This is a genomic window from Streptomyces sp. NPDC027189 (assembly GCF_055566975.1).
Window position 1 is genome coordinate 353,979 of record NZ_JBVHRI010000008.1, and the last position, 19,584, is coordinate 373,562.

Genomic DNA, 19,584 nt, shown 5'->3' on the forward strand with positions numbered 1-19,584 from the left:
TGGGTGTCCGGCCGCCCTCGATTGGGTGGGTTCAGGGGCGTGATGTGCTCGGGCGTGCGCCCGTGCCGTAATCTCGAAGCCTGGAGCCCACGATTCCGGGACCTTGATCCACAACTTGGGGTTGCACAGCAGATGACTGCGATTTCTCTCGGCATGCCGTCCGTTCCGACCAAGCTGGCCGAGCGTCGGAAGAGCCGCCAGATCCAGGTCGGAACCGTGGCCGTGGGCGGAGACGCACCGGTGTCGGTGCAGTCGATGACGACGACGCGTACGTCGGACATCGGCGCCACGCTCCAGCAGATCGCCGAGTTGACCGCGTCCGGCTGCCAGATCGTGCGAGTCGCGTGCCCCACGCAGGATGACGCGGACGCGCTCGCGACGATCGCCCGCAAGTCCCAGATCCCCGTCATCGCGGACATCCACTTCCAGCCGAAGTACGTCTTCGCGGCGATCAAGGCCGGTTGTGCCGCCGTCCGCGTCAACCCCGGCAACATCAAGCAGTTCGACGACCAGGTCAAGGAGATCGCGCGGGCCGCGAAGGACACCGGCACCCCGATCCGGATCGGCGTCAACGCGGGCTCCCTCGACAAGCGGCTGCTCCAGAAGTACGGCAAGGCGACGCCCGAGGCGCTCGTCGAGTCCGCTCTCTGGGAGGCGTCCCTCTTCGAGGAGCACGACTTCCGGGACATCAAGATCTCGGTGAAGCACAACGACCCGGTGGTCATGGTCAACGCCTACCGGCAGCTGGCAGCCGCCTGCGACTACCCGCTGCACCTCGGCGTGACCGAGGCCGGCCCCGCCTTCCAGGGCACGATCAAGTCGGCGGTGGCGTTCGGTGCGCTGCTCTCCGAGGGCATCGGCGACACGATCCGGGTCTCGCTGTCGGCGCCCCCCGCCGAGGAGGTCAAGGTCGGCCTCCAGATCCTGGAGTCCCTCAACCTCAAGCAGCGCGGCCTGGAGATCGTCTCCTGCCCGTCCTGCGGCCGCGCCCAGGTCGACGTCTACAAGCTGGCCGAGGAAGTCACCGCGGGTCTGACCGGCATGGAGGTCCCGCTGCGCGTCGCCGTCATGGGCTGCGTGGTGAACGGCCCCGGCGAGGCCCGCGAGGCCGACCTCGGTGTCGCCTCCGGCAACGGGAAGGGGCAGATCTTCGTCAAGGGCGAGGTCATCAAGACGGTGCCCGAGTCGAAGATCGTCGAGACCCTGATCGAGGAAGCGATGAAGATCGCTGAGCAGATGGAGGCGGAGGGTATCGCCTCCGGCGAGCCTTCGGTGTCGGTGGCCGGCTGACCCGCCTTGTGGCGCAAGGGACCCGGGTGCCCCTCCGGAGGTGGCGCCCGGGTCCCTTGCGTGCGGTGCTGCTCGGCATCTCCGGCTAAAGTACGGAGATCAGCAGACCGTGTGACTCCGCCCCAAGGGGCTTCTCGCAGTGACGCGACAGTCAAGCCCTGACCGGTGGTCGCGAACAAGCACACGGCGACGCTAGCAGGGTGTTCGACGGGCTGTCGTTGCCCGCAAGGAGTGATGGAGCCGCCCCGTTGTTGACCCAGACCACCACCAGGGTCCTCGAACCGAGTGACCTGGACGCCGCGCTCGCCGTCCTCGACCGCGAGCCGGTCGCGAACGCTTTCGTCGCCTCCCGGGTGCAGGTCGCAGGCCTCGACCCATGGCGGCTCGGCGGCGAGATGTGGGGCTGGTACGAGGACGGCATGCTGCGGTCCCTGTGCTACGCGGGCGCCAACCTGGTACCGATCGGCGCCACCCCACGAGCCGTCCGCGGCTTCGCCGACCGCGCGAGGAGGGCCGGCCGCCGCTGCTCATCGATCGTCGGCCCCGCCGAGCCCACCGCCCTGCTGTGGCGGCTGCTCGAACCGAGCTGGGGCCCCGCCCGCGAGGTCCGCCCCCACCAGCCGTTGATGGTCACCGACCGGCTCCCCACCGACATAGCCCCGGATCCGTACGTCCGCCGCATCCGCAAGGACGAGATGGAGACGATCATGCCGGCGTGTGTGGCGATGTTCACCGAGGAGGTGGGCGTCTCGCCGCTCGCCGGTGACGGCGGGCTGCTCTACCAGGCACGCGTCGCCGAACTCGTCGGCTCCGGACGGTCGTTCGCCCGCCTCGACCAGAACGGCAAGGTCGTCTTCAAGGCGGAGATCGGCGCCGCGACCACGCAGGCCTGCCAGATCCAGGGGGTCTGGGTCGCGCCCGAATACCGAGGGCAGGGCCTGGCCGCCCCCGGCATGGCCGCCGTCATGCGGTACGCCCTCACCGATATCGCCCCGGTCGTCAGCCTGTACGTCAACGACTTCAACACGGCCGCCCGGGCCACGTACCGCCGCGTGGGCTTCCAGGAGGTCGGCGCGTTCATGAGCGTGCTGTTCTAGCCCCCTCCGAAGTGCCGTTCTGACGCTCGTACCCGACCTGTAGTCTCCCCGCATGCTGCGCTTTCCCGGTCAGGGCCACCGCAACCCCGACGACGTGGTCATCGGCCCGCTGGATCTCGCCGCGCGCGTCGACGAGGCGCTCGCCGTACAGGCCCTCGCCTTCGGGCTGGGCGCCGAGGAGATCGCCGTACGACGTCAGATCGTGCTGCGCCACCTCATGTACCCGGGAGCCCGCGCGCTCGGCGCGACGACGCTCGACGGACGGCTCGTCGGGTTCGTCTACGGCATGCCCAACGACCGTGCGCACTGGTGGTCCACCGTCGTCGAGCCGTATCTGCGCGGCCAGGGCTACGACGACTGGCTCGACAACTCCTTCGTGATCACCGAACTGCACGTCCACCCGCGCTACCAGAACCACGGCATCGGCCGCCGCCTGATCACCGGCATCACGGACAGCGCCGCCGAACCCCGCTCGATCCTCTCCGCGATCGACACCGACAGCCCGGCCCGCGGCCTGTACCGCTCCCTGGGCTACGAGGACCTCGCGCGCCAGGTCCTCTTCCCCAGCGCACCCAAGCCGTACGCCGTGATGGGCGCCCCCCTGCCACTCCGCAGGCGCTGAGAGCGTGCCGCCGATCTCCCCCCACGCTCTAACCGATTTCCACCGGGATGGACCGCCCGGCTAACCTCGCTTCCATCACCCTTACGCAGCAGGAGTCAAGAATCATGGCCCAGGTCCAGCGCATGTCCCGTTTGATGGTCAAGACACTGCGTGACGACCCGGCAGACGCCGAGACGCTCAGCCACAAGCTGCTCGTCCGTGCCGGCTACGTGCGCCGGAACTCCGCGGGCATCTGGACCTGGCTGCCGCTGGGCAAGAAGGTCCTCGACAACATCTCCCGGGTCGTACGGGAGGAGATGGACGCCATCGGGGCGCAGGAAGTCCTGCTCCCGGCCCTGCTGCCCAAGGAGCCGTACGAGGCGTCGGCCCGCTGGGAGGAGTACGGCGACCTCCTCTTCCGCCTCAAGGACCGCAAGGGCGGCGAGTACCTGCTCGGCCCGACCCACGAGGAGATCTTCACCCTCGTCGTGAAGGACCAGGTCGCGTCCTACAAGGACCTGCCGGTCATGCTCTACCAGATCCAGACCAAGTACCGCGACGAGGCCCGCCCGCGCTCCGGCGTGCTGCGCGGCCGCGAGTTCCAGATGAAGGACTCGTACTCCTTCGACACCACGGACGAGGGCCTCGCCGAGTCCTACCGCCTGCACCGCGAGGCCTACCAGAAGATCTTCGCCCGTCTGGGTCTGGACTACCGCATCGTGTCGGCGGTCTCCGGCGCGATGGGCGGCTCGGCCTCCGAGGAGTTCCTCGCTCCCGCTGCCGCCGGCGAGGACACCTTCGTGGACTGTCCGGCCTGCGACTACGCGGCCAACACGGAGGCGGTCACCTTCAAGCTGACGCCCGTGGAAGCGGGGCACGGCCCCGTCGAGGAGCTCGACACCCCCGACACCCCGACCATCGAGACCCTCGCCGAGCACCTCGGCGTCCCGGCCTCCGCCACCCTCAAGAACCTGCTGGTCAAGGTCGACGGCGAGATCGTCGCCGTCGGCGTCCCGGGCGACCGCGAGGTCGACCTCGGCAAGCTGGGCGAGCACCTCGCCCCGGCCGTCGTCGAACTCGTCACCGCCGAGGACTTCGAGGGCCACGACGACCTCGTACGCGGCTATGTGGGCCCGCAGGGCCTGGAGAAGGTCCGCTACATCGCTGACCCGCGGGTGGCCCCCGGCACGGCCTGGATCACCGGCGCCAACAAGATCAACACGCATGCGAAGAACGTCGTCGCGGGCCGCGACTTCGAGGTCGACGACTACCTGGACGTCGTCGTGGTGGAAGAGGGCGACCCCTGCCCCCAGTGCGGCACCGGCCTCAAGCTGGACCGCGCCATCGAGATCGGCCACATCTTCCAGCTCGGCCGCAAGTACGCCGACACCTTCCAGCTCGACGTCCTCGGCCAGCAGGGCAAGCCGGTCCGCGTGACCATGGGCTCGTACGGCATCGGCGTCTCCCGCGCGGTGGCGGCGCTGGCCGAGCAGTCGGCGGATGAGCAGGGCCTGTGCTGGCCCAAGGAGATCGCTCCCGCCGACGTCCATGTGGTCGCCGCGGGCAAGGCCCTGCAGACCGAGCTGGCGCTCGACGTGTCGCAGCAGCTGGGCGCCGCGGGCGTACGTGTCCTGGTGGACGACCGTGCCGGCGTCTCCCCGGGCGTGAAGTTCACCGACGCCGAGCTCATCGGCGTACCGAAGATCCTGGTCGCAGGGCGTCGCTCGGCCGAGGGCGTCCTGGAGCTCAAGGACCGCAGGACCGGCGAGCGCGAGGAGCTGACCGTCGACGAGGCGATCGCCCGCCTGACGGCGTAGTCATCCGGCGACCCGAGCCGTTTAAGGACACCTCTCAGGGACTTCTTGCGAGGCGTATGGGCGCCTCACAGTTTTGTCTCAGGCTGCTCCCCGACCGTAGGACGTGACAACGCGTCATTCGGAGGGGAGCAGCCATGACAGGCAGCGAGCGGGGGGCCGCCGCGGCGGTCCGCAGAGGGGCACGGCGGCAGCGGCGGTGACGCTGGCGGCGGCGGCCGGGGTGTTCGCCCTGGTGGGTTCGATGCAGGCGGACGCGGACACGACGGCGTCGGGCAGTACGGGATCGTCGAGTTCGAGCGGCGGTACGGACTCCACGTCTTCGTCCTCGGACTCATCGTCCTCGTCGGACTCCTCGTCTTCCTCCTCGGACTCGACCTTGCAGTCGCCGTCCGACAACCCCACCTCCTCCGGAAGCGGCGGCTCGGCCGACTCCACCTCGGGGGCGTCGTGATGGCCGCCCCCGATCGGACCCTGGCCGCCGCCGAGTGGCGCGCCCTCGGCACGAGCGTCCCCCTGGTCACCACCGACCCGGCCCTGCTGGAGTCCTGCAACCTGCTGCTCGCCCGGCACCTCGCCGAGGTCGACGCGACATGCAGCCGCTTCCGCCCGGACTCCGAGCTGGCGGCCCTCGACAGTGCCGAAGGACGACCGGTCGAGGTCAGCCCACTGCTCGCCGAGGCACTGGCGGTCGCGCTGCGCGCCGCCGCGGCGACGGACGGCGTGGTCGACCCGACCGTCGGCTCGGCGATGAATGTTCTCGGCTACGACCGCGACTTCCAACTGCTCCAGGAGGACGGCCGCCCCCTACGGCTCACCGTGTGCCCGGTCCTCGCCCTCGAACTCACCGGGACGCAGGGGAGTCAGAGCCAGCCCGCGAACTCCAGCAGCAGCTCCGCGTCCCGCGGACGCCCGACCCGGCGCGCCCGGACACCCGACTCGACCGCCCGGAACAGCGTCCAGCCCCGCAGCCGTTCCTGGTCCACGTCCAGGGACTCGGCGAGCCGCTTGACGCGTCGGCGGGTGATCGACGACCCCGAGGGAGACGCGATCAGGTCCTCCACCCGGTCGCGGACCAGCCGGGCCAGGTCGAAGGCGCACTCGCCGACCACCGGGTCGGGACCCACGGCCAGCCAGGGCATGCGCTCACCGGCGAGCACCTTGCTCTGCCGGAAGGTGCCGTGCAGCAGCCGCTCCTCGGGCGGCTCGGCGAGCAGCTCCTCGCGGGCCGAGAGCGCGGCGTCGACCAAGGGGCCGATCTCCGCGTCGGCACTCGCCGTCGCCCGCATCGCCCCGGCCTGCCGACCGGTCCGCTCGGCCACGGTCTCGAAGACATGGGCGGCGGGCGGCTCGACCCACAGCCGCCGCAGCGTTCCCGCCGCCTCCAGCAGGGCCTTCGCCTCGGGCAGCGACCGCACGGACAGGTCCGGATGCAACCGCTCCAGCAGCAGCACCCCGTGCGTATCGCCGGGATTGAGGAGCCGGACCGCGCCCCGTCCGTCCCAGTGGGCGAGCGCGGCCCGCTCGCTCTCCGGACGGGCCCGCTCGGGCGCCAGCTTGAGCACGGCAGGCGTCCCGTCGGTCAGCCGGACCAGCACCACCAGGCTGCTGCGCCCACCCGGCGCCTGCACCCGCTCCACCGTCAACTCGCGTAGATCCACGGCCTGTTGGGCCAGCTCGGGCAGCTTGTCCAGCCAGTCACCGGCCCCGCCGTCCCCGTTGTGCTGCGTCTCGCCGAGCGCCCGCACGAGGCGCGGCGGCGGTTCGAAAGCCATGCGCGAGTTGTTCCCTTCCAGGTCGCGTTACGTCGGCGAGGGCGCCGACGCGGACGGGGTGGCCGCCCGCTCGGCGAGCCCAGGGAAGGCTACGCTCTCGCCACGCCAGCGCACCGCCCGCACCGCCGCCTCCCGCAGCGCCTCCGCGGCCGTGCTCCGCTGGTCGCCCGTGGAGGCGCGTACGAGGTCGGAGTACACCCCGGCGACCCGTTCCTCCAGCTCGGCCGCGAGCCGCACGGCCGTTGCGGAGTCCTTCACGGCGAACGGCAGCGCGTACGCCGCCGCCGAGGCCTCGGGCCTGCCGCCCAGATCCCCCACGGCACGCACCAGCTCGTCCCGGCGCGCCCGGTGGGCGTCGTACGCCGCCCGCGCCTCGCTCCGCCGGCTCTCGCCGATCTTGCCGCCGACGACGCCGTACCCGTAGACGACGGCGTGCTCGGCCCCGAGCGCTGCCTGCAGCGCCTTCAGCTCGGCTGCCTTGGCTTCATCGGACCGCTTGGCGCCCTTGGTGCCCTTGGTCTCTTCGATCCCGCTCACTTCGCCCCCTCCGTCAGCAAAAACGCGTGCGCGGCCCCGGCCGCCGCCACCGAGGCCAGCAGCCTGGCCAGCTCTCCCGGGACCTCCAGCAGGGCCTTCGTGCGCTCGTCCGCGAGGGTGCGCTCGGCGGAGGCGAGGTCGGCGAGGGCGTCCTTCTGGTTCGCCGGTACGGCGGGTGAGGCGCTCGGGAGCGTCGGCGCGGACGCCGAGGCGGAGGCCGAGGCCGAGGCCGACGAGGGCGCCCCCGGTCGGCCGTCGGCACCGCCGAATGCCTGTCGGTGCCGTACGACCTCCGCGCGCAGCGGGCGCAGCCGCTCCGCCAGTGCCGGATGAGCGGTGATCACGGCGGCATAGTGGCCGGCCAGCGTCTCGCTGTCGCGGGCCGCACGCGCGCGTGCCCGGTCCGCGGCCGAGGGGCTGCCGCCCGTCGTGTCGCTGGACGACTCGGGGGTGGAGCAGCCCGCGAGCACGAGGGCGCCCGCGGCCGACGCGAGCAGGGTCCTTCGGCGCGGTCCCGACGGGGTGCGCGACGGCAGGGTGAACGGCACGACAGACGTCCTCGTAGGGCTCGTACGAAAGGGAGGGCGAGATGCCCGTGATCACGGTACCCGCGCACCGGCCGATCACTCGCCAGCGGCTCTCTCACGAGGATGTCCGTCGGGTCTTTTCGCCCCCTCCGCCCCCACCCGTCCCGTACCTGGGGGCTGCGCCCCCAGACCCCTGAAGGGGCGCGGGGAACGCGCGACAAGCCCCCACCGGCCCGCAGCCGAAAGCAGGGTTGGGACGGGTAGGGGCGGCGGGGGCGAAAACCCGGCCCCACTCCCTCCCCGCTCCGATGGACGGCAACACCCCCCACGACCGGATACCCTTTGACCTGACACGCGACCTACCCACAACAGCACACGCGGCCGAGGAGTCACCCGGATGAGCACCACCCAGAGCGAGAGGCTGCGAGAACTGCTGGAACCGCTCGTCAGCTCTCAGGGACTCGACCTCGAAGAGGTCGAAGTGGACTCGGTCGGACGCAAGCGTGTGCTCCGTGTGGTCGTCGACTCCGACGAAGGCGCCGATCTGGACGCGATCGCCGATGTGAGCCGCGCGCTCTCGGCGAAGCTCGACGAGACGGACGCGATGGGCGAGGGCGAGTACACCCTCGAGGTCGGAACCCCCGGTGCCGAGCGCGAGCTCAAGGAGCACCGTCACTACGTACGCGCCACCGACCGACTGGTGAAGTTCCAGCTGGCGGAGGGCGGCGAACTGGTCGCCCGCATCCTGACGGTCGAGGACGACGGCATCGACGTCGAAGTGCCCGGCGTGAAGGGGCGCAAGCCCACCGCCAAGCGGCTCGCCTTCCAGGACATCGCCAAGGCACGCGTCCAGGTCGAGTTCAACCGTAAGAACAAGAACGAAGAGAACGCGGAGGAGGCGTAGCCGTGGACATCGACATGAGTGCCCTGCGGGGCTTGGTACGGGAGAAGGAGATCTCCTTCGACCTGCTGGTCGAGGCGATCGAGTCGGCCCTCCTCATCGCCTACCACCGCACCGAGGGAAGCCGCCGTCACGCGCGCGTGGAGCTCAACCGGGAGACCGGCCATGTGACCGTGTGGGCGAAGGAGGACCCCCAGGACCTGGAGGAGGGGCAGGAGGCGCGCGAGTTCGACGACACCCCGTCCGGGTTCGGCCGTATCGCCGCGACCACCGCCAAGCAGGTCATCCTGCAGCGTCTGAGGGACGCCGAGGACGACGCGACGCTCGGTGAGTACGCCGGGCGCGAGGGCGACATCGTCACCGGTGTGGTCCAGCAGGGCCGCGACCCGAAGAACGTGCTGGTCGACATCGGCAAGCTGGAGGCCATCCTGCCGGTGCAGGAGCAGGTCCCCGGTGAGAACTACGAGCACGGTCTGCGGCTGCGTTCGTACGTCGTTCGGGTGGCGAAGGGCGTGCGCGGTCCGTCCGTGACGCTGTCCCGCACGCACCCCAATCTGGTGAAGAAGCTCTTCGCGCTCGAAGTGCCGGAGATCGCCGACGGGTCCGTCGAGATCGCCGCCATCGCCCGCGAGGCCGGTCACCGCACGAAGATCGCTGTCCGGTCCACCCGCTCAGGCCTGAACGCCAAGGGCGCCTGCATCGGCCCCATGGGTGGCCGCGTGCGCAACGTGATGGCCGAGCTGAACGGCGAGAAGATCGACATCGTCGACTGGTCGGACGACCCGGCCGAGATGGTGGCGAACGCCCTCTCCCCGGCCCGTGTCTCCAAGGTCGAGGTCGTCGACCTCGCGGCCCGCTCCGCGCGGGTGACGGTCCCCGACTACCAGCTGTCGCTGGCGATCGGGAAAGAGGGACAGAACGCCCGTCTCGCGGCCCGGCTGACCGGCTGGCGGATCGACATCCGTCCGGACACCGAACAGCCTGCCGAGTAGGCCGGGGAATAGATCCAAGCCGCAGGTGGCTTGGATCACGACAACAACCGTTCGATTCATGCCCCAAAGGGGTGAGGTCGGTACGGGGAGGTAGACTTAAGAGTGTCTGGCCGGACGCGAGCCCGCGCATGCCCTGAACGCACCTGTGTGGGGTGCCGGGAGCGAGCGGCCAAGAAGGATCTGCTGCGGATCGTGGCGGTCGAGGGCGAATGTGTCCCCGATCATCGCGGTACGCTGCCCGGCCGGGGTGCGTATGTGCACCCCGCCCTGGTCTGTCTCGACCTGGCGGTCCGCCGCCGGGCGTTCTTGCGGGCGCTGCGTGCCCCGGGGACGCTCGACACAAAGGCGTTGCGCCACTACGTCGAGCAGGCAACACCGTAAGACGCGTCGCACGGAACCCCCGTGCGGCCCTGGTACCCCGCGAGTTGGAAGTAGGTCGAGATTGCGATGAGCACTCGATGAGCACGCGATGAGTACGCCCATGAAGTAGCGACGGTCCGGACGCAACCCGGACCTAAAAGGAGCGAAGTGGCTAAGGTCCGGGTATACGAACTCGCCAAGGAGTTCGGGGTTGAGAGCAAGGTCGTCATGGCCAAGCTCCAAGAGCTCGGTGAATTCGTCCGTTCGGCGTCCTCGACGATCGAGGCGCCCGTTGTACGCAAACTGACTGACGCCCTCCAGCAGGGCAACGGAGGCGGCAAGCCCGCCCCCGCTCGCAAGGCTGCCCCGGCCAAGCCGGCAGCCCCCTCTCCCGCGCAGGCCGCCCGTCCGGCTGCCCCGCGCCCGCCGGCCCCGAAGCCGGCCGCGGCCGAGAAGCCCGCGGCTGCGCCGGTCACTCCGGCTGCTCCGGGCCCGCGTCCGACCCCGGGTCCCAAGCCCGCCCCGAAGCCCGCTCCGGCGGCTCCGGCTCCGGTCGCGGCCGAGTTCACCGCGCCCCCGTCGGCTCCCGCGGCTCCCGCCGCAGGTCCCCGTCCGGGCGCACCGCGTCCCGGTGGCCAGGCCCCGCGTCCCGGTTCCCGTCCCTCCGGTCCCGGCCAGGGCCGTGGCGACCGTCCCGAGCGCGGCGACCGTCAGGGCGCCCCGCGTCCCGGCGGCCAGGCCCCGCGTCCCGGCGCTCGTCCGGCCGGCCCGCGTCCGGGCAACAACCCGTTCACCTCTGGTGGCTCCACCGGCATGGCGCGCCCGCAGGCGCCCCGTCCGGGCGGTGCACGTCCCGGCCCCGGCGGACACGGCGGCGCCGGCGCCCCGGGCGGTCCGCGCCCGCAGGGCGCGGGTCAGGGTGGTCCCCGTCCGCAGGGCGGTCCCGGTGGCGCTCCGCGTCCCCAGGGCGGTCCGGGCGGTGCCCGTCCCACTCCAGGCGGCATGCCCCGTCCGCAGGCTCCGCGTCCCGGCGGCGCCCCCGGCGGTAACCGTCCGAACCCGGGCATGATGCCGCAGCGTCCCGCTGCCGGCCCGCGTCCCGGCGGCGGTGGCCCCGGTGGCCGCGGTCCCGGTGGCGGCGGTCGTCCCGGTGGTCCCGGTGGCGGCGGTCGTCCGGGTGGCGGCGGCGGTTTCGCCGGTCGTCCCGGTGGTCCCGGCGGCGGTGGCGGCGGTTTCGCCGGTCGTCCCGGTGGTCCCGGTGGCGGTGGCGGCGGTTTCGCCGGTCGTCCCGGTGGTCCCGGTGGCGGTGGCGGCGGTGGCCGTCCCGGCTTCGGCGGTCGTCCGGGTGGTCCCGGTGGCCGTGGTGGCACGCAGGGCGCCTTCGGTCGTCCCGGCGGTCCCGCGCGTCGTGGTCGCAAGTCGAAGCGGCAGAGGCGCCAGGAGTACGAGGCCATGCAGGCCCCGTCGGTCGGCGGTGTCATGCTGCCTCGCGGCAACGGACAGACCGTCCGCCTGTCGCGCGGTGCGTCCCTCACCGACTTCGCGGAGAAGATCAACGCCAACCCGGCGTCGCTCGTCGCCGTGATGATGAACCTCGGCGAGATGGTCACTGCCACGCAGTCCGTCTCCGACGAGACCCTCCAGCTGCTCGCCGGCGAGATGAACTACGTCGTCGAGATCGTCAGCCCGGAGGAGGAGGACCGCGAGCTGCTCGAGTCCTTCGACATCGAGTTCGGCGAGGACGAGGGTGGCGAGGAGTTCCTCGTCGCGCGTCCGCCGGTCGTGACCGTCATGGGTCACGTCGACCACGGTAAGACCCGACTGCTGGACACCATCCGCAAGACGAACGTCGTCGCGGGCGAGGCCGGCGGTATTACGCAGCACATCGGTGCGTACCAGGTCGCCACCGAGGTCAACGACGAGCAGCGCAGGATCACCTTCATCGACACCCCGGGTCACGAGGCGTTCACCGCCATGCGTGCCCGTGGTGCGAAGTCGACCGACATCGCGATCCTCGTGGTGGCGGCCAACGACGGTGTGATGCCTCAGACGATCGAGGCGCTGAACCACGCCAAGGCGGCCGACGTGCCGATCGTGGTCGCGGTCAACAAGATCGATGTCGAGGGTGCCGACCCGACGAAGGTGCGCGGTCAGCTCACCGAGTTCGGTCTGGTGGCCGAGGAGTACGGCGGCGACACGATGTTCGTCGACATCTCCGCCAAGCAGGGTCTGAACATCGACCAGCTGCTCGAGGCCGTGGTCCTGACCGCGGACGCCTCGCTCGACCTGCGGGCCAACCCGGAGCAGGACGCGCAGGGCATCGCGATCGAGTCCCACCTCGACCGTGGCCGCGGCGCCGTCGCGACCGTCCTGGTCCAGCGAGGCACCCTGCGGGTCGGCGACACCATGGTGGTCGGCGACGCGTACGGCCGTGTCCGCGCGATGCTCGACGACAAGGGCGAGAACGTGGAAGAGGCGGGTCCCTCGACCCCGGTCCTCGTCCTCGGTCTCACCAACGTCCCGGGCGCCGGCGACAACTTCCTGGTTGTCGACGAGGACCGCACGGCGCGTCAGATCGCCGAGAAGCGCGCGGCGCGCGAGCGCAACGCCAACTTCGCCCGCCGGGGTGTCCGGTTCTCCCTGGAGAACCTCGACGAGGCCCTCAAGGCCGGTCTGGTGCAGGAACTCAACCTCATCATCAAGGGCGACGCGTCCGGTTCGGTGGAGGCTCTCGAGTCCTCGCTGCTCCAGCTCGACGTCGGCGACGAGGTCGACATCCGCGTCCTGCACCGCGGCGTGGGTGCGGTCACCGAGTCGGACATCGACCTGGCGACCGGCTCCGACGCGATCGTCATCGGCTTCAACGTCCGCGCTGCGGGCCGCGCGGCGCAGATGGCGGAGCGCGAGGGCGTCGACGTCCGGTACTACTCGGTGATCTACCAGGCCATCGAGGAGATCGAGGCGGCCCTCAAGGGCATGCTCAAGCCGGAGTACGAGGAGGTCGAGCTCGGCACGGCGGAGATCCGCGAGGTCTTCAAGTCGTCCAAGCTGGGCAACATCGCCGGTGTCCTGGTCCGCTCGGGCGAGGTCAAGCGCAACACCAAGGCGCGCCTCGTCCGCGACGGCAAGGTCATCGCGGAGAACCTCACCATCTCCGGTCTGCGTCGCTTCAAGGACGACGTCACCGAGATCCGCGAAGGCTTCGAGGGTGGTATCAACCTCGGAAACTTCAACGACATCAAGGTCGACGACGTCATCGCGACGTACGAGATGCGCGAGAAGCCGCGGGCGTAAAGCGGTTGTGTGAGCTGGCCGGCGGTGAGCAGTCACCGCCGGCCAGCTTGCCGTTTGCACCGGTAGTCCTTTGACCACAGGCCGGTGGGGGGCTGGTCGCGCAGTTCCCCGCGCCCCTCACGGGGCCCTCCTGGCGGTGCAGGCCCGCGCCTCCAGCGGGAGCGAAAAACCCCGTCGAGCACCCCACCCGTTCGATGTACGGTTCTGATGTCCCTGCCAAGTGCCTTGGCAGGCCATCTATCCCGTACCGGCGGGACATCCGGTTACACATGTATGTGGGGACGCTGTCCTTCGACCTGCTCCTCGGCGACGTTCGCTCGCTCAAGGAGAAACGCTCTCTCGTCCGGCCGATCGTCGCCGAACTTCAGCGGAAGTACGCGGTGAGCGTGGCGGAGACGGGCAACCAGGACCTTCACCGCAGGGCCGAGATCGGCCTCGCGGTGGTCTCCGGAGACACCGAGCACCTCACCGGCGTACTGGACCGGTGTGAACGGCTCGTCGCGGCACGACCGGAGGTGGAGCTGCTGTCGGTACGGCGCAGACTCCACACAGACGAAGATTGACGAAACACGCAAGGCGAAGAAGGAGACGGACCAGTGGCCGACAACGCGCGGGCTAAGAGGCTGGCGGACCTCATCCGAGAGGTGGTGGCCCAGAAGCTGCTGCGCGGGATCAAGGACCCGCGGCTCGGCACACACGTCACCATCACGGACACCCGGGTTACCGGGGACCTCCGGGAGGCGACCGTCTTCTACACGGTGTACGGGGACGACGAGGAGCGCGCGGCGGCTGCCGCGGGCCTGGAGAGCGCCAAGGGCGTGCTCCGCTCGGCGGTCGGCGCGGCGGCGGGCGTGAAGTTCACGCCGACGCTGACCTTCGTCGCGGACGCCCTGCCCGACACCGCCAAGACCATCGACGACCTGCTCGACAAGGCGCGGGCCTCCGACGCCAAGGTGCGCGAGGTCTCGGCGAGCGCCACCTTCGCCGGTGACGCGGACCCGTACAAGAAGCCGGGCGAGGACGACGAGGACGACGCCGCGGAATGACCCAGAAGCACACGACGCCCGACGGGCTTGTCATTGTCGACAAGCCGTCGGGCTTCACTTCGCACGACGTGGTCGCCAAGATGCGCGGGATCGCCAGGACCCGCCGCGTCGGACACGCCGGCACCCTCGACCCGATGGCGACGGGCGTGCTCGTCCTCGGCGTCGAGAAGGCGACAAAGCTCCTCGGGCACCTCGCGCTCACCGAGAAGGAGTACCTGGGGACCATCAGGCTCGGGCAGAACACGCTGACCGACGACGCCGAGGGCGACATCACGTCGTCCACGGACGCGTCCGGCGTCAAGCGCGACGCCATCGACGCCGGGATCGCCAAGCTGACCGGCACCATCATGCAGGTGCCGTCCAAGGTCAGCGCCATCAAGATCGACGGCGTGCGCTCGTACAAGCGGGCGCGCGAGGGCGAGGACTTCGAGATCCCGGCCCGTCCGGTGACCATCTCGTCGTTCGCGGTGTACGACATCCGTGACGCCGTCGCCGAGGACGGCACACCGGTGCTCGACCTGGTCGTCTCCGTGGTCTGTTCCTCCGGGACGTACATCCGGGCGCTCGCCCGGGACCTGGGCGCGGACCTCGGCGTCGGCGGTCATCTCACCGCGCTGCGCCGTACCCGCGTCGGCCCGTACAAGCTCGACTCCGCGCGCACGCTCGACCAGCTCCAGGAGGAGCTGACCGTGATGCCGATCGCGGAGGCCGCCGCGGCCGCGTTCCCGCGCTGGGACGTGGACGCCAGGCGGGCCCGGTTGCTGCTCAACGGCGTACGCCTGGAGATGCCCGAGGAGTACGCGGGCAAAGGTGCCGTGGCCGTCTTCGACGGCGAGGGGCGGTTCCTGGCGCTGGTGGAGGAGCAGAAGGGCAAGGCGAAGAGTCTGGCGGTGTTCGGCTGACGCCGAACGCCTCCGGTTTCGCATCGCTCCGTCCGTGGAGCGGCGATCACGGGTTCTCGTGCCCGCCGCTCCACGGTCCCCCCTCGGTTCCCCCACCCAAGGGTGTATCCATCCGCCCTCGCCTATTCACCCCTTCGGGCAGGCGCTCGGAGTGAACCGAGGGAGCGGAAGGGGGCGCGTTCGCCACGCGATCTGTCCCGCTGATCACCTCGCGCCTACCGTCGGAAAGAGGAGTACGGCGGGGAGGTTCGAGCATGGCGGGACGGGGCCCGCGGACCGGGGGCCGACAGGCGACCGACGATACCCGGGACACACGGGACGAGGCACTGGTACGCATTTGCGACCTGGCGGGGCGCCCTCGCGGCACGGGTTTCGTCGCCGACCACCACGGCACGGTGATCACCAGCCACGAGGCCGTCGACGGCCTGGCCCGCCTGGTCCTGCACGCCGCCGGCGACCGCACCTGCGTGGTGACCGCCGACGCCGTCACGCCGCTGCCCGACGCCGATCTGGCTCTCGTACGTACCGAAGGTCTCGGTCTCGACCCGCTCCCCGTCACCGTGCGGGACCGCATCGCGACCGGCACGTACGTCCGGATCGCCGCGGGCGGCTGGCGCGAGGCGCGCGTGCTCGGCACGTCCGCCGTGACGTACACCGCCACCGACCGCTTCCATCTCCTGGGCGACGCCCTGGAGTTGGCGATCGGCACCGCGGGCGCGGATGCGCTCCGGCTGGGCGGCGGCGCGGCCGGGGGGCCGGTCCTGGACGCCTCGACCGGGGCGGTGCTGGGGGTCCTCGGCACCGCGCTGCTCCCTCAGGCCCTCGGCCGCGTTCGAGCGGGAGAGCCCCCCATTCGGCACCGGGCAGCGGGGTTCGCCGTCCCCCTGAGAGGTGTGCCAGGGCCACTTCTCGAGCTGCTGGCCCGCAACGCGGCGACCGTGCCCGCGTACGAGGCCGATCTCAATCTGGCGGGCGTACTGGAGCTCACCGCGACCTCGGTGGGTTCGGACGGGCCGGAGGCGGCGACGTCACCGGGGTCCGGCGGCGCGCCCCGCGGACCGGTCGAACGGACCGATGCCGTCAGGGAGTTCGCCGCCTTCGAGGCCGGCCCGGCCGCCGTCCTCGGGCTCGTCGGACCGCCCGGCAGCGGCCGTACGACGGAACTGGCGGCCCTCGCCGGCCGCCGCACCCGGGGCGCGGAACCGGCGCCCACCCTGTGGCTGCGCGGCGCCGACCTCCTCGCCACGGACACCTCGGTGGCGGACGCGGCGACTCGGGCGCTGGAGCGGGCGGGACGGATCGTGGCGGCCTCACGGGATGCGGGCGCCGCCGTGGGGGAGGGGCGGGCCGCAGGGTCCGTGCCCTCCGATGTGCTGCCGCCGGGCAGGTACGACGGTGAACTCGGCGACATCGGGCCGGAGCGCCTGGCCCGGCTGGCTCGGGACGCGGGACGGCCGCTGCTGCTGCTCCTCGACGGCCCCGAGGAGATGCCGCCCACGCTCGCCCACCGGCTGCCCGAGTGGACCGCCGGGACGGTCGCATGGCTGCGGGAGACCGGGGCGCGGCTCGTCGTCGGGTGCCGGGCCGAGTACTGGGAGCAGGCGGGGGCCGAGTTTCCGGGGGAGATGCTGCACGGGGCCGAGGCCGGCACGGACTCGTCGATTCCGGCCTGCGTGTGGCTGGGGGACCTCACCGAGGGGGAGGCACGGCGGGCCCGGTCGCGCGCCGGGATCCCCGAGGACGCGCTGGTGGCGGCCCACGCGCGGCACCCCCTGACACTGCGGCTGCTCTCCGAGGTGCGGGCCGCGCTGCCGGACGCCCCCGCCGGGCGGCTCGACCGGGACGACGTCTTCGCCGCGTACCTGGACCTGATGTGCCTGCGCATCGCGGTCCGGCTCGCCGCGGCGAACGGGCTGCGAGGCATCGCCGTACGGCGGCTCGCCGCCCAGGTCTCCGGCCAGGTGCACGAGGCCGCGCGGCGCTGTCTGGGCCCTGGGCAGGGCGAGCTGGACCGCGCGTCCTTCGAAGCCGTCTTCCCGTGGGGCCCCGCCCCGCGACGCCGTCTCTCCAGCACCAGCGGCTGGGCCTCCGCCGTCCTCACCGAGGGCCTCCTCGCCCCCGCCGGCAACGGCTACCGCTTCGCCCACGAGGAACTCGCCGACTGGATCCAGGGCACGCACCTCGACCTGGACGCGGCACTGCACGCCTTGGTCCACCGGGGGCGGGCGGCCGCGCCGGGGCAGGGGCCTGGGCGGGTCGGAGGGGCGTCGGCCCGGCCGCGGGGGGCCGACGGTACACCGTCCACGGGTGCGGCAGGTGCTCCTTCGCCGGCAGCGGGCGGGGCGGCCCCGGGTACGGCCGCCTCGCGTCGTCTGCGGTCCCGTTCCGCGCCCACGTCCTCCCCGGCCCACACCCTCCCCGTCCCCCGGCACCGCATCGGCCCCGTGGTCGAGACCCTGCTCCTCCTGGCCCGTCAACGGGGCACCGCCGAGCTGGCCCTCCGTCTGGAGGACCTGGTCGATGCCGTGGACGACCTGCTGCCGGAGGCGTCGGGCCCGCTCAGCGACCCCGCCTGGTGGGCCACCCACCTCTGCGCGGACGTCCTGCGGCGCGTGCCAGACGCGACGCCCTACGTCGCTGTGCTGCGGCTGCTCGCCGAGCGGATCGTCAGGTGGCGGGAGCAAGGCAGGGGCGTACCAGGGGAGTTCGGGCCCTCCTTCTGGGAGATGCTGCCCCTGCCGGAGAGCGAACGGCTCGACCTGCTGAGGCGCCTGGTGATCGCGGACGAGGCGCGGCCTGAGGCGGACGTGGTGCGCGAGACCGGGCGCGCCGGTTCGCCCCGGGTCCCCGAGCCCCGTACGCCGGACGGGTCTGCGACCTCGGGCGCGGACCCACTCCGTACCGGAGCGGGGGACGCACTCCGTACCGGAGCGGGGGACGCACTCCGTACCGGAGCGGCGGACCCACTTCTTACCGGAGTGGCGGACCAGCTCCGCATGGGAGCGGCGGACCAGCTTCGGTCCGAGGTTACGAACCCGCTCCGTACCGGAGCGGCGGACCAGTTCCGTATGGGAGCGGCGGACCAGCTCCCTACCGGAGCGAGGGACCACCTCCGTGCAGGAGAGCGCCCTGCCGGTCCCTCATCCGCCCCCCGCTACCTGGACGCCGTGGCCCGTCTCCTCGTCGCCGACCCCGTGGCCGTACAGCTCCACCTCACTCGCTGGTTCGACGACGAGCGCCCCCTCCCCGCGACCCCGCACGCGACCGTGGCCACAGCCGCGCAGGCGTTGCTGTACGCACATCGGCGGCGGGCGCTCGACGACCTGGCCGAGGCGCTGGTCGGAGTTGCGCACCGGCGCGGCGACGAGCTGCTCGCCGTGCTCGCCGAGGAGGAGACGTCGGCCGTGTGCCGGGCGGTCGACCGGTGGGCGCACGACGAGCGGCCGGCGCGGCGGGTGGCGGCGGTGGCGTACGGGTTGCGGGCGGCACCGTTCGTGCGGACCTTGGCCGACCGCGAGCTGCTGCGTTACGCGGCGCTCGCCCTGCTGGCCCGCCCCGCCGACTGCACGCTGCACGGCGGAGCGCTCGGTCTGCTCGTACGGGATCCGTGGACGCGAGCCCGGTACCTGCCACAGGCTCTGGAGCGCTTCACGTCCGGTGACCCGCAGCTGCCTCCGAGCGCCCTGGTCGCCGCGCTCACGACTCACCCGGACCCGGTGCTGGCCGCCTTCCGGACCCGGCTGCGGCAGCCCGGCCCCGACACGAGTCGGGTGCTGCGCACCCTCGCCGATGTCACCACGCCCGCACTCGCCCGCCACGTCGCCACGATGGTGAGAGAGGTCGTGGAGCTGCGCCCCGAGGCCGCCGCCCACGTGGCCGCGTATGTGGATCGCCGCCTCGAATACGGCCCTACCGCACGCGCTGTGCTCTTTCCGCTGGTCAGCGGACTGCTGGAGGGCTGCCCCGTACCGGTGCGGGCGGCGCTCGCGGCCGTCCTGGCGGCGCCGGGCAGCCGTGCGTCGCGCGCGCTGCGGCGCGAGCTGCTGGATCTGCTGCTCGCGCACGAGCGGGACCCTGCCGTCCTCGACACCCTCCTCAGGGCCGCCGCGGACGGCGCGGTGCGCAGGGGTGAGGAGCCGACCCGCGAGCTGGTGCACCGCACGGGCCTCCTCCTCGTCCGCACCCCGGCCGGCGCCACCGGCTTCGACCGCGGTCTCGTCGAGCTGGCCCGCCACGTGCCGGGCTTCGCCATCCTGGTGGCCCGCTGGCTGACCGGCGCCCCCGAGGAGTGGGCCGCAGTGGTGGGTCCGAGCACCCGGCGCATGATCGAGAACCTGGCCGGGGTGCGGGTACCCGCCTGACTCCGCGCCCCGGCCGCTGCGGGATGCGTCACAGCTCGATGCCGATGCAAGCCGAGCGCACGCGGCATGGCACCCTTAGAGCTGCGA

At 71.9% G+C, this 19,584-nt stretch carries 15 protein-coding genes and 1 pseudogene; 13 read left to right on the forward strand and 3 right to left on the reverse strand.

Features of this window, described 5'->3' with window-relative positions:
* Window positions 1–132: 132 nt before the first annotated feature.
* From ispG to ACZ4RZ_RS22360, 5 genes and pseudogenes are all read left to right on the forward strand, one after another.
* Window positions 133–1,290, forward strand: coding sequence for a flavodoxin-dependent (E)-4-hydroxy-3-methylbut-2-enyl-diphosphate synthase (gene ispG / locus ACZ4RZ_RS22340; protein WP_467746913.1), 1,158 nt, complete (start codon window positions 133–135; stop codon window positions 1,288–1,290).
* A 248-nt stretch (window positions 1,291–1,538) separates the two neighbouring features.
* Entirely contained in the window at window positions 1,539–2,387 is an 849-nt protein-coding gene (locus tag ACZ4RZ_RS22345) for a GNAT family N-acetyltransferase (protein WP_467746915.1), read from the forward strand.
* Between the two features lie 52 nt (window positions 2,388–2,439).
* Window positions 2,440–3,009 carry a GNAT family N-acetyltransferase gene (locus ACZ4RZ_RS22350; RefSeq protein ID WP_467746917.1) on the forward strand — a complete coding sequence of 190 codons (570 nt, stop codon included), beginning with the start codon at window positions 2,440–2,442 and terminating at the stop codon, window positions 3,007–3,009.
* Between the two features lie 104 nt (window positions 3,010–3,113).
* On the forward strand, window positions 3,114–4,805 hold the full coding sequence (locus tag ACZ4RZ_RS22355) for a proline--tRNA ligase (RefSeq protein ID WP_467746919.1): 1,692 nt from the start codon (window positions 3,114–3,116) through the stop codon (window positions 4,803–4,805).
* Window positions 4,806–5,255: 450 nt separating this feature from the next.
* Window positions 5,256–5,519, forward strand: a pseudogene (locus ACZ4RZ_RS22360) (FAD:protein FMN transferase); the annotation flags it as partial.
* A gap of 146 nt (window positions 5,520–5,665) precedes the next feature.
* On the opposite strand, the gene ACZ4RZ_RS22365 reads toward ACZ4RZ_RS22360, so the two are convergent.
* Genes ACZ4RZ_RS22365 through ACZ4RZ_RS22375 form a run of 3 tightly spaced genes read right to left on the reverse strand, consistent with a single transcriptional unit; the run spans window position 5,666 to window position 7,662 of the window.
* Window positions 5,666–6,577 (reverse strand): aminoglycoside phosphotransferase family protein, encoded by a 912-nt coding sequence (locus ACZ4RZ_RS22365; protein ID WP_467746921.1) that lies wholly within the window; start codon window positions 6,575–6,577, stop codon window positions 5,666–5,668.
* A gap of 27 nt (window positions 6,578–6,604) precedes the next feature.
* Entirely contained in the window at window positions 6,605–7,105 is a 501-nt protein-coding gene (locus tag ACZ4RZ_RS22370) for a ferritin-like domain-containing protein (protein WP_467746979.1), read from the reverse strand.
* Window positions 7,106–7,110: 5 nt separating this feature from the next.
* A complete protein-coding gene (locus ACZ4RZ_RS22375) occupies window positions 7,111–7,662 on the reverse strand; it encodes a hypothetical protein (RefSeq protein ID WP_467746923.1) in 552 nt (183 codons plus the stop codon).
* Window positions 7,663–8,038: 376 nt separating this feature from the next.
* Here ACZ4RZ_RS22375 and rimP point away from each other — a divergent pair, with 376 nt between their 5' ends.
* The 8 genes from rimP (at window position 8,039) to ACZ4RZ_RS22415 (ending at window position 19,497) form a co-directional block, all read left to right on the forward strand.
* Window positions 8,039–8,545 (forward strand): ribosome maturation factor RimP, encoded by a 507-nt coding sequence (gene rimP, locus ACZ4RZ_RS22380; RefSeq protein ID WP_467746925.1) that lies wholly within the window; start codon window positions 8,039–8,041, stop codon window positions 8,543–8,545.
* Between the two features lie 2 nt (window positions 8,546–8,547).
* Entirely contained in the window at window positions 8,548–9,534 is a 987-nt protein-coding gene (nusA, locus tag ACZ4RZ_RS22385; RefSeq protein WP_467746927.1) for a transcription termination factor NusA, read from the forward strand.
* A 102-nt stretch (window positions 9,535–9,636) separates the two neighbouring features.
* Complete coding sequence (locus tag ACZ4RZ_RS22390; RefSeq protein WP_189189073.1) at window positions 9,637–9,915, forward strand: YlxR family protein; 279 nt, start codon at window positions 9,637–9,639, stop codon at window positions 9,913–9,915.
* A gap of 147 nt (window positions 9,916–10,062) precedes the next feature.
* A complete protein-coding gene (infB, locus tag ACZ4RZ_RS22395) occupies window positions 10,063–13,188 on the forward strand; it encodes a translation initiation factor IF-2 (protein ID WP_467746929.1) in 3,126 nt (1,041 codons plus the stop codon).
* Window positions 13,189–13,457: 269 nt separating this feature from the next.
* The gene (locus ACZ4RZ_RS22400) at window positions 13,458–13,751 is read left to right on the forward strand and encodes a DUF503 domain-containing protein (protein ID WP_467746931.1); all 294 of its coding nucleotides are present in this window, start codon (window positions 13,458–13,460) and stop codon (window positions 13,749–13,751) included.
* 33 nt (window positions 13,752–13,784) lie between these two features.
* Window positions 13,785–14,234, forward strand: a complete 450-nt coding sequence (gene rbfA / locus ACZ4RZ_RS22405) for a 30S ribosome-binding factor RbfA (protein ID WP_467746933.1) — start codon at window positions 13,785–13,787, stop codon at window positions 14,232–14,234.
* Window positions 14,231–15,136: a tRNA pseudouridine(55) synthase TruB gene (gene truB, locus ACZ4RZ_RS22410; RefSeq protein WP_467746935.1), complete on the forward strand. Its 906-nt coding sequence runs from the start codon at window positions 14,231–14,233 to the stop codon at window positions 15,134–15,136. The genes rbfA and truB overlap by 4 nt, the downstream gene beginning before the upstream one ends.
* Window positions 15,137–15,390: 254 nt before the next feature.
* A complete protein-coding gene (locus tag ACZ4RZ_RS22415) occupies window positions 15,391–19,497 on the forward strand; it encodes a trypsin-like peptidase domain-containing protein (RefSeq protein WP_467746937.1) in 4,107 nt (1,368 codons plus the stop codon).
* Window positions 19,498–19,584: the final 87 nt, after the last annotated feature.

Coding starts and splice junctions, on each gene's coding strand:
- ACZ4RZ_RS22415 (WP_467746937.1), top strand. CDS start 15,391: ATGGCGGGACGGGGCCCGCGGACCGGGGGCCGACAGGCGACCGACGAT.
- ACZ4RZ_RS22350 (WP_467746917.1), top strand. CDS start 2,440: ATGCTGCGCTTTCCCGGTCAGGGCCACCGCAACCCCGACGACGTGGTC.
- truB (WP_467746935.1), top strand. CDS start 14,231: ATGACCCAGAAGCACACGACGCCCGACGGGCTTGTCATTGTCGACAAG.
- ACZ4RZ_RS22400 (WP_467746931.1), top strand. CDS start 13,458: ATGTATGTGGGGACGCTGTCCTTCGACCTGCTCCTCGGCGACGTTCGC.
- ACZ4RZ_RS22355 (WP_467746919.1), top strand. CDS start 3,114: ATGGCCCAGGTCCAGCGCATGTCCCGTTTGATGGTCAAGACACTGCGT.
- ispG (WP_467746913.1), top strand. CDS start 133: ATGACTGCGATTTCTCTCGGCATGCCGTCCGTTCCGACCAAGCTGGCC.
- rimP (WP_467746925.1), top strand. CDS start 8,039: ATGAGCACCACCCAGAGCGAGAGGCTGCGAGAACTGCTGGAACCGCTC.
- ACZ4RZ_RS22365 (WP_467746921.1), bottom strand. CDS start 6,577: ATGGCTTTCGAACCGCCGCCGCGCCTCGTGCGGGCGCTCGGCGAGACG.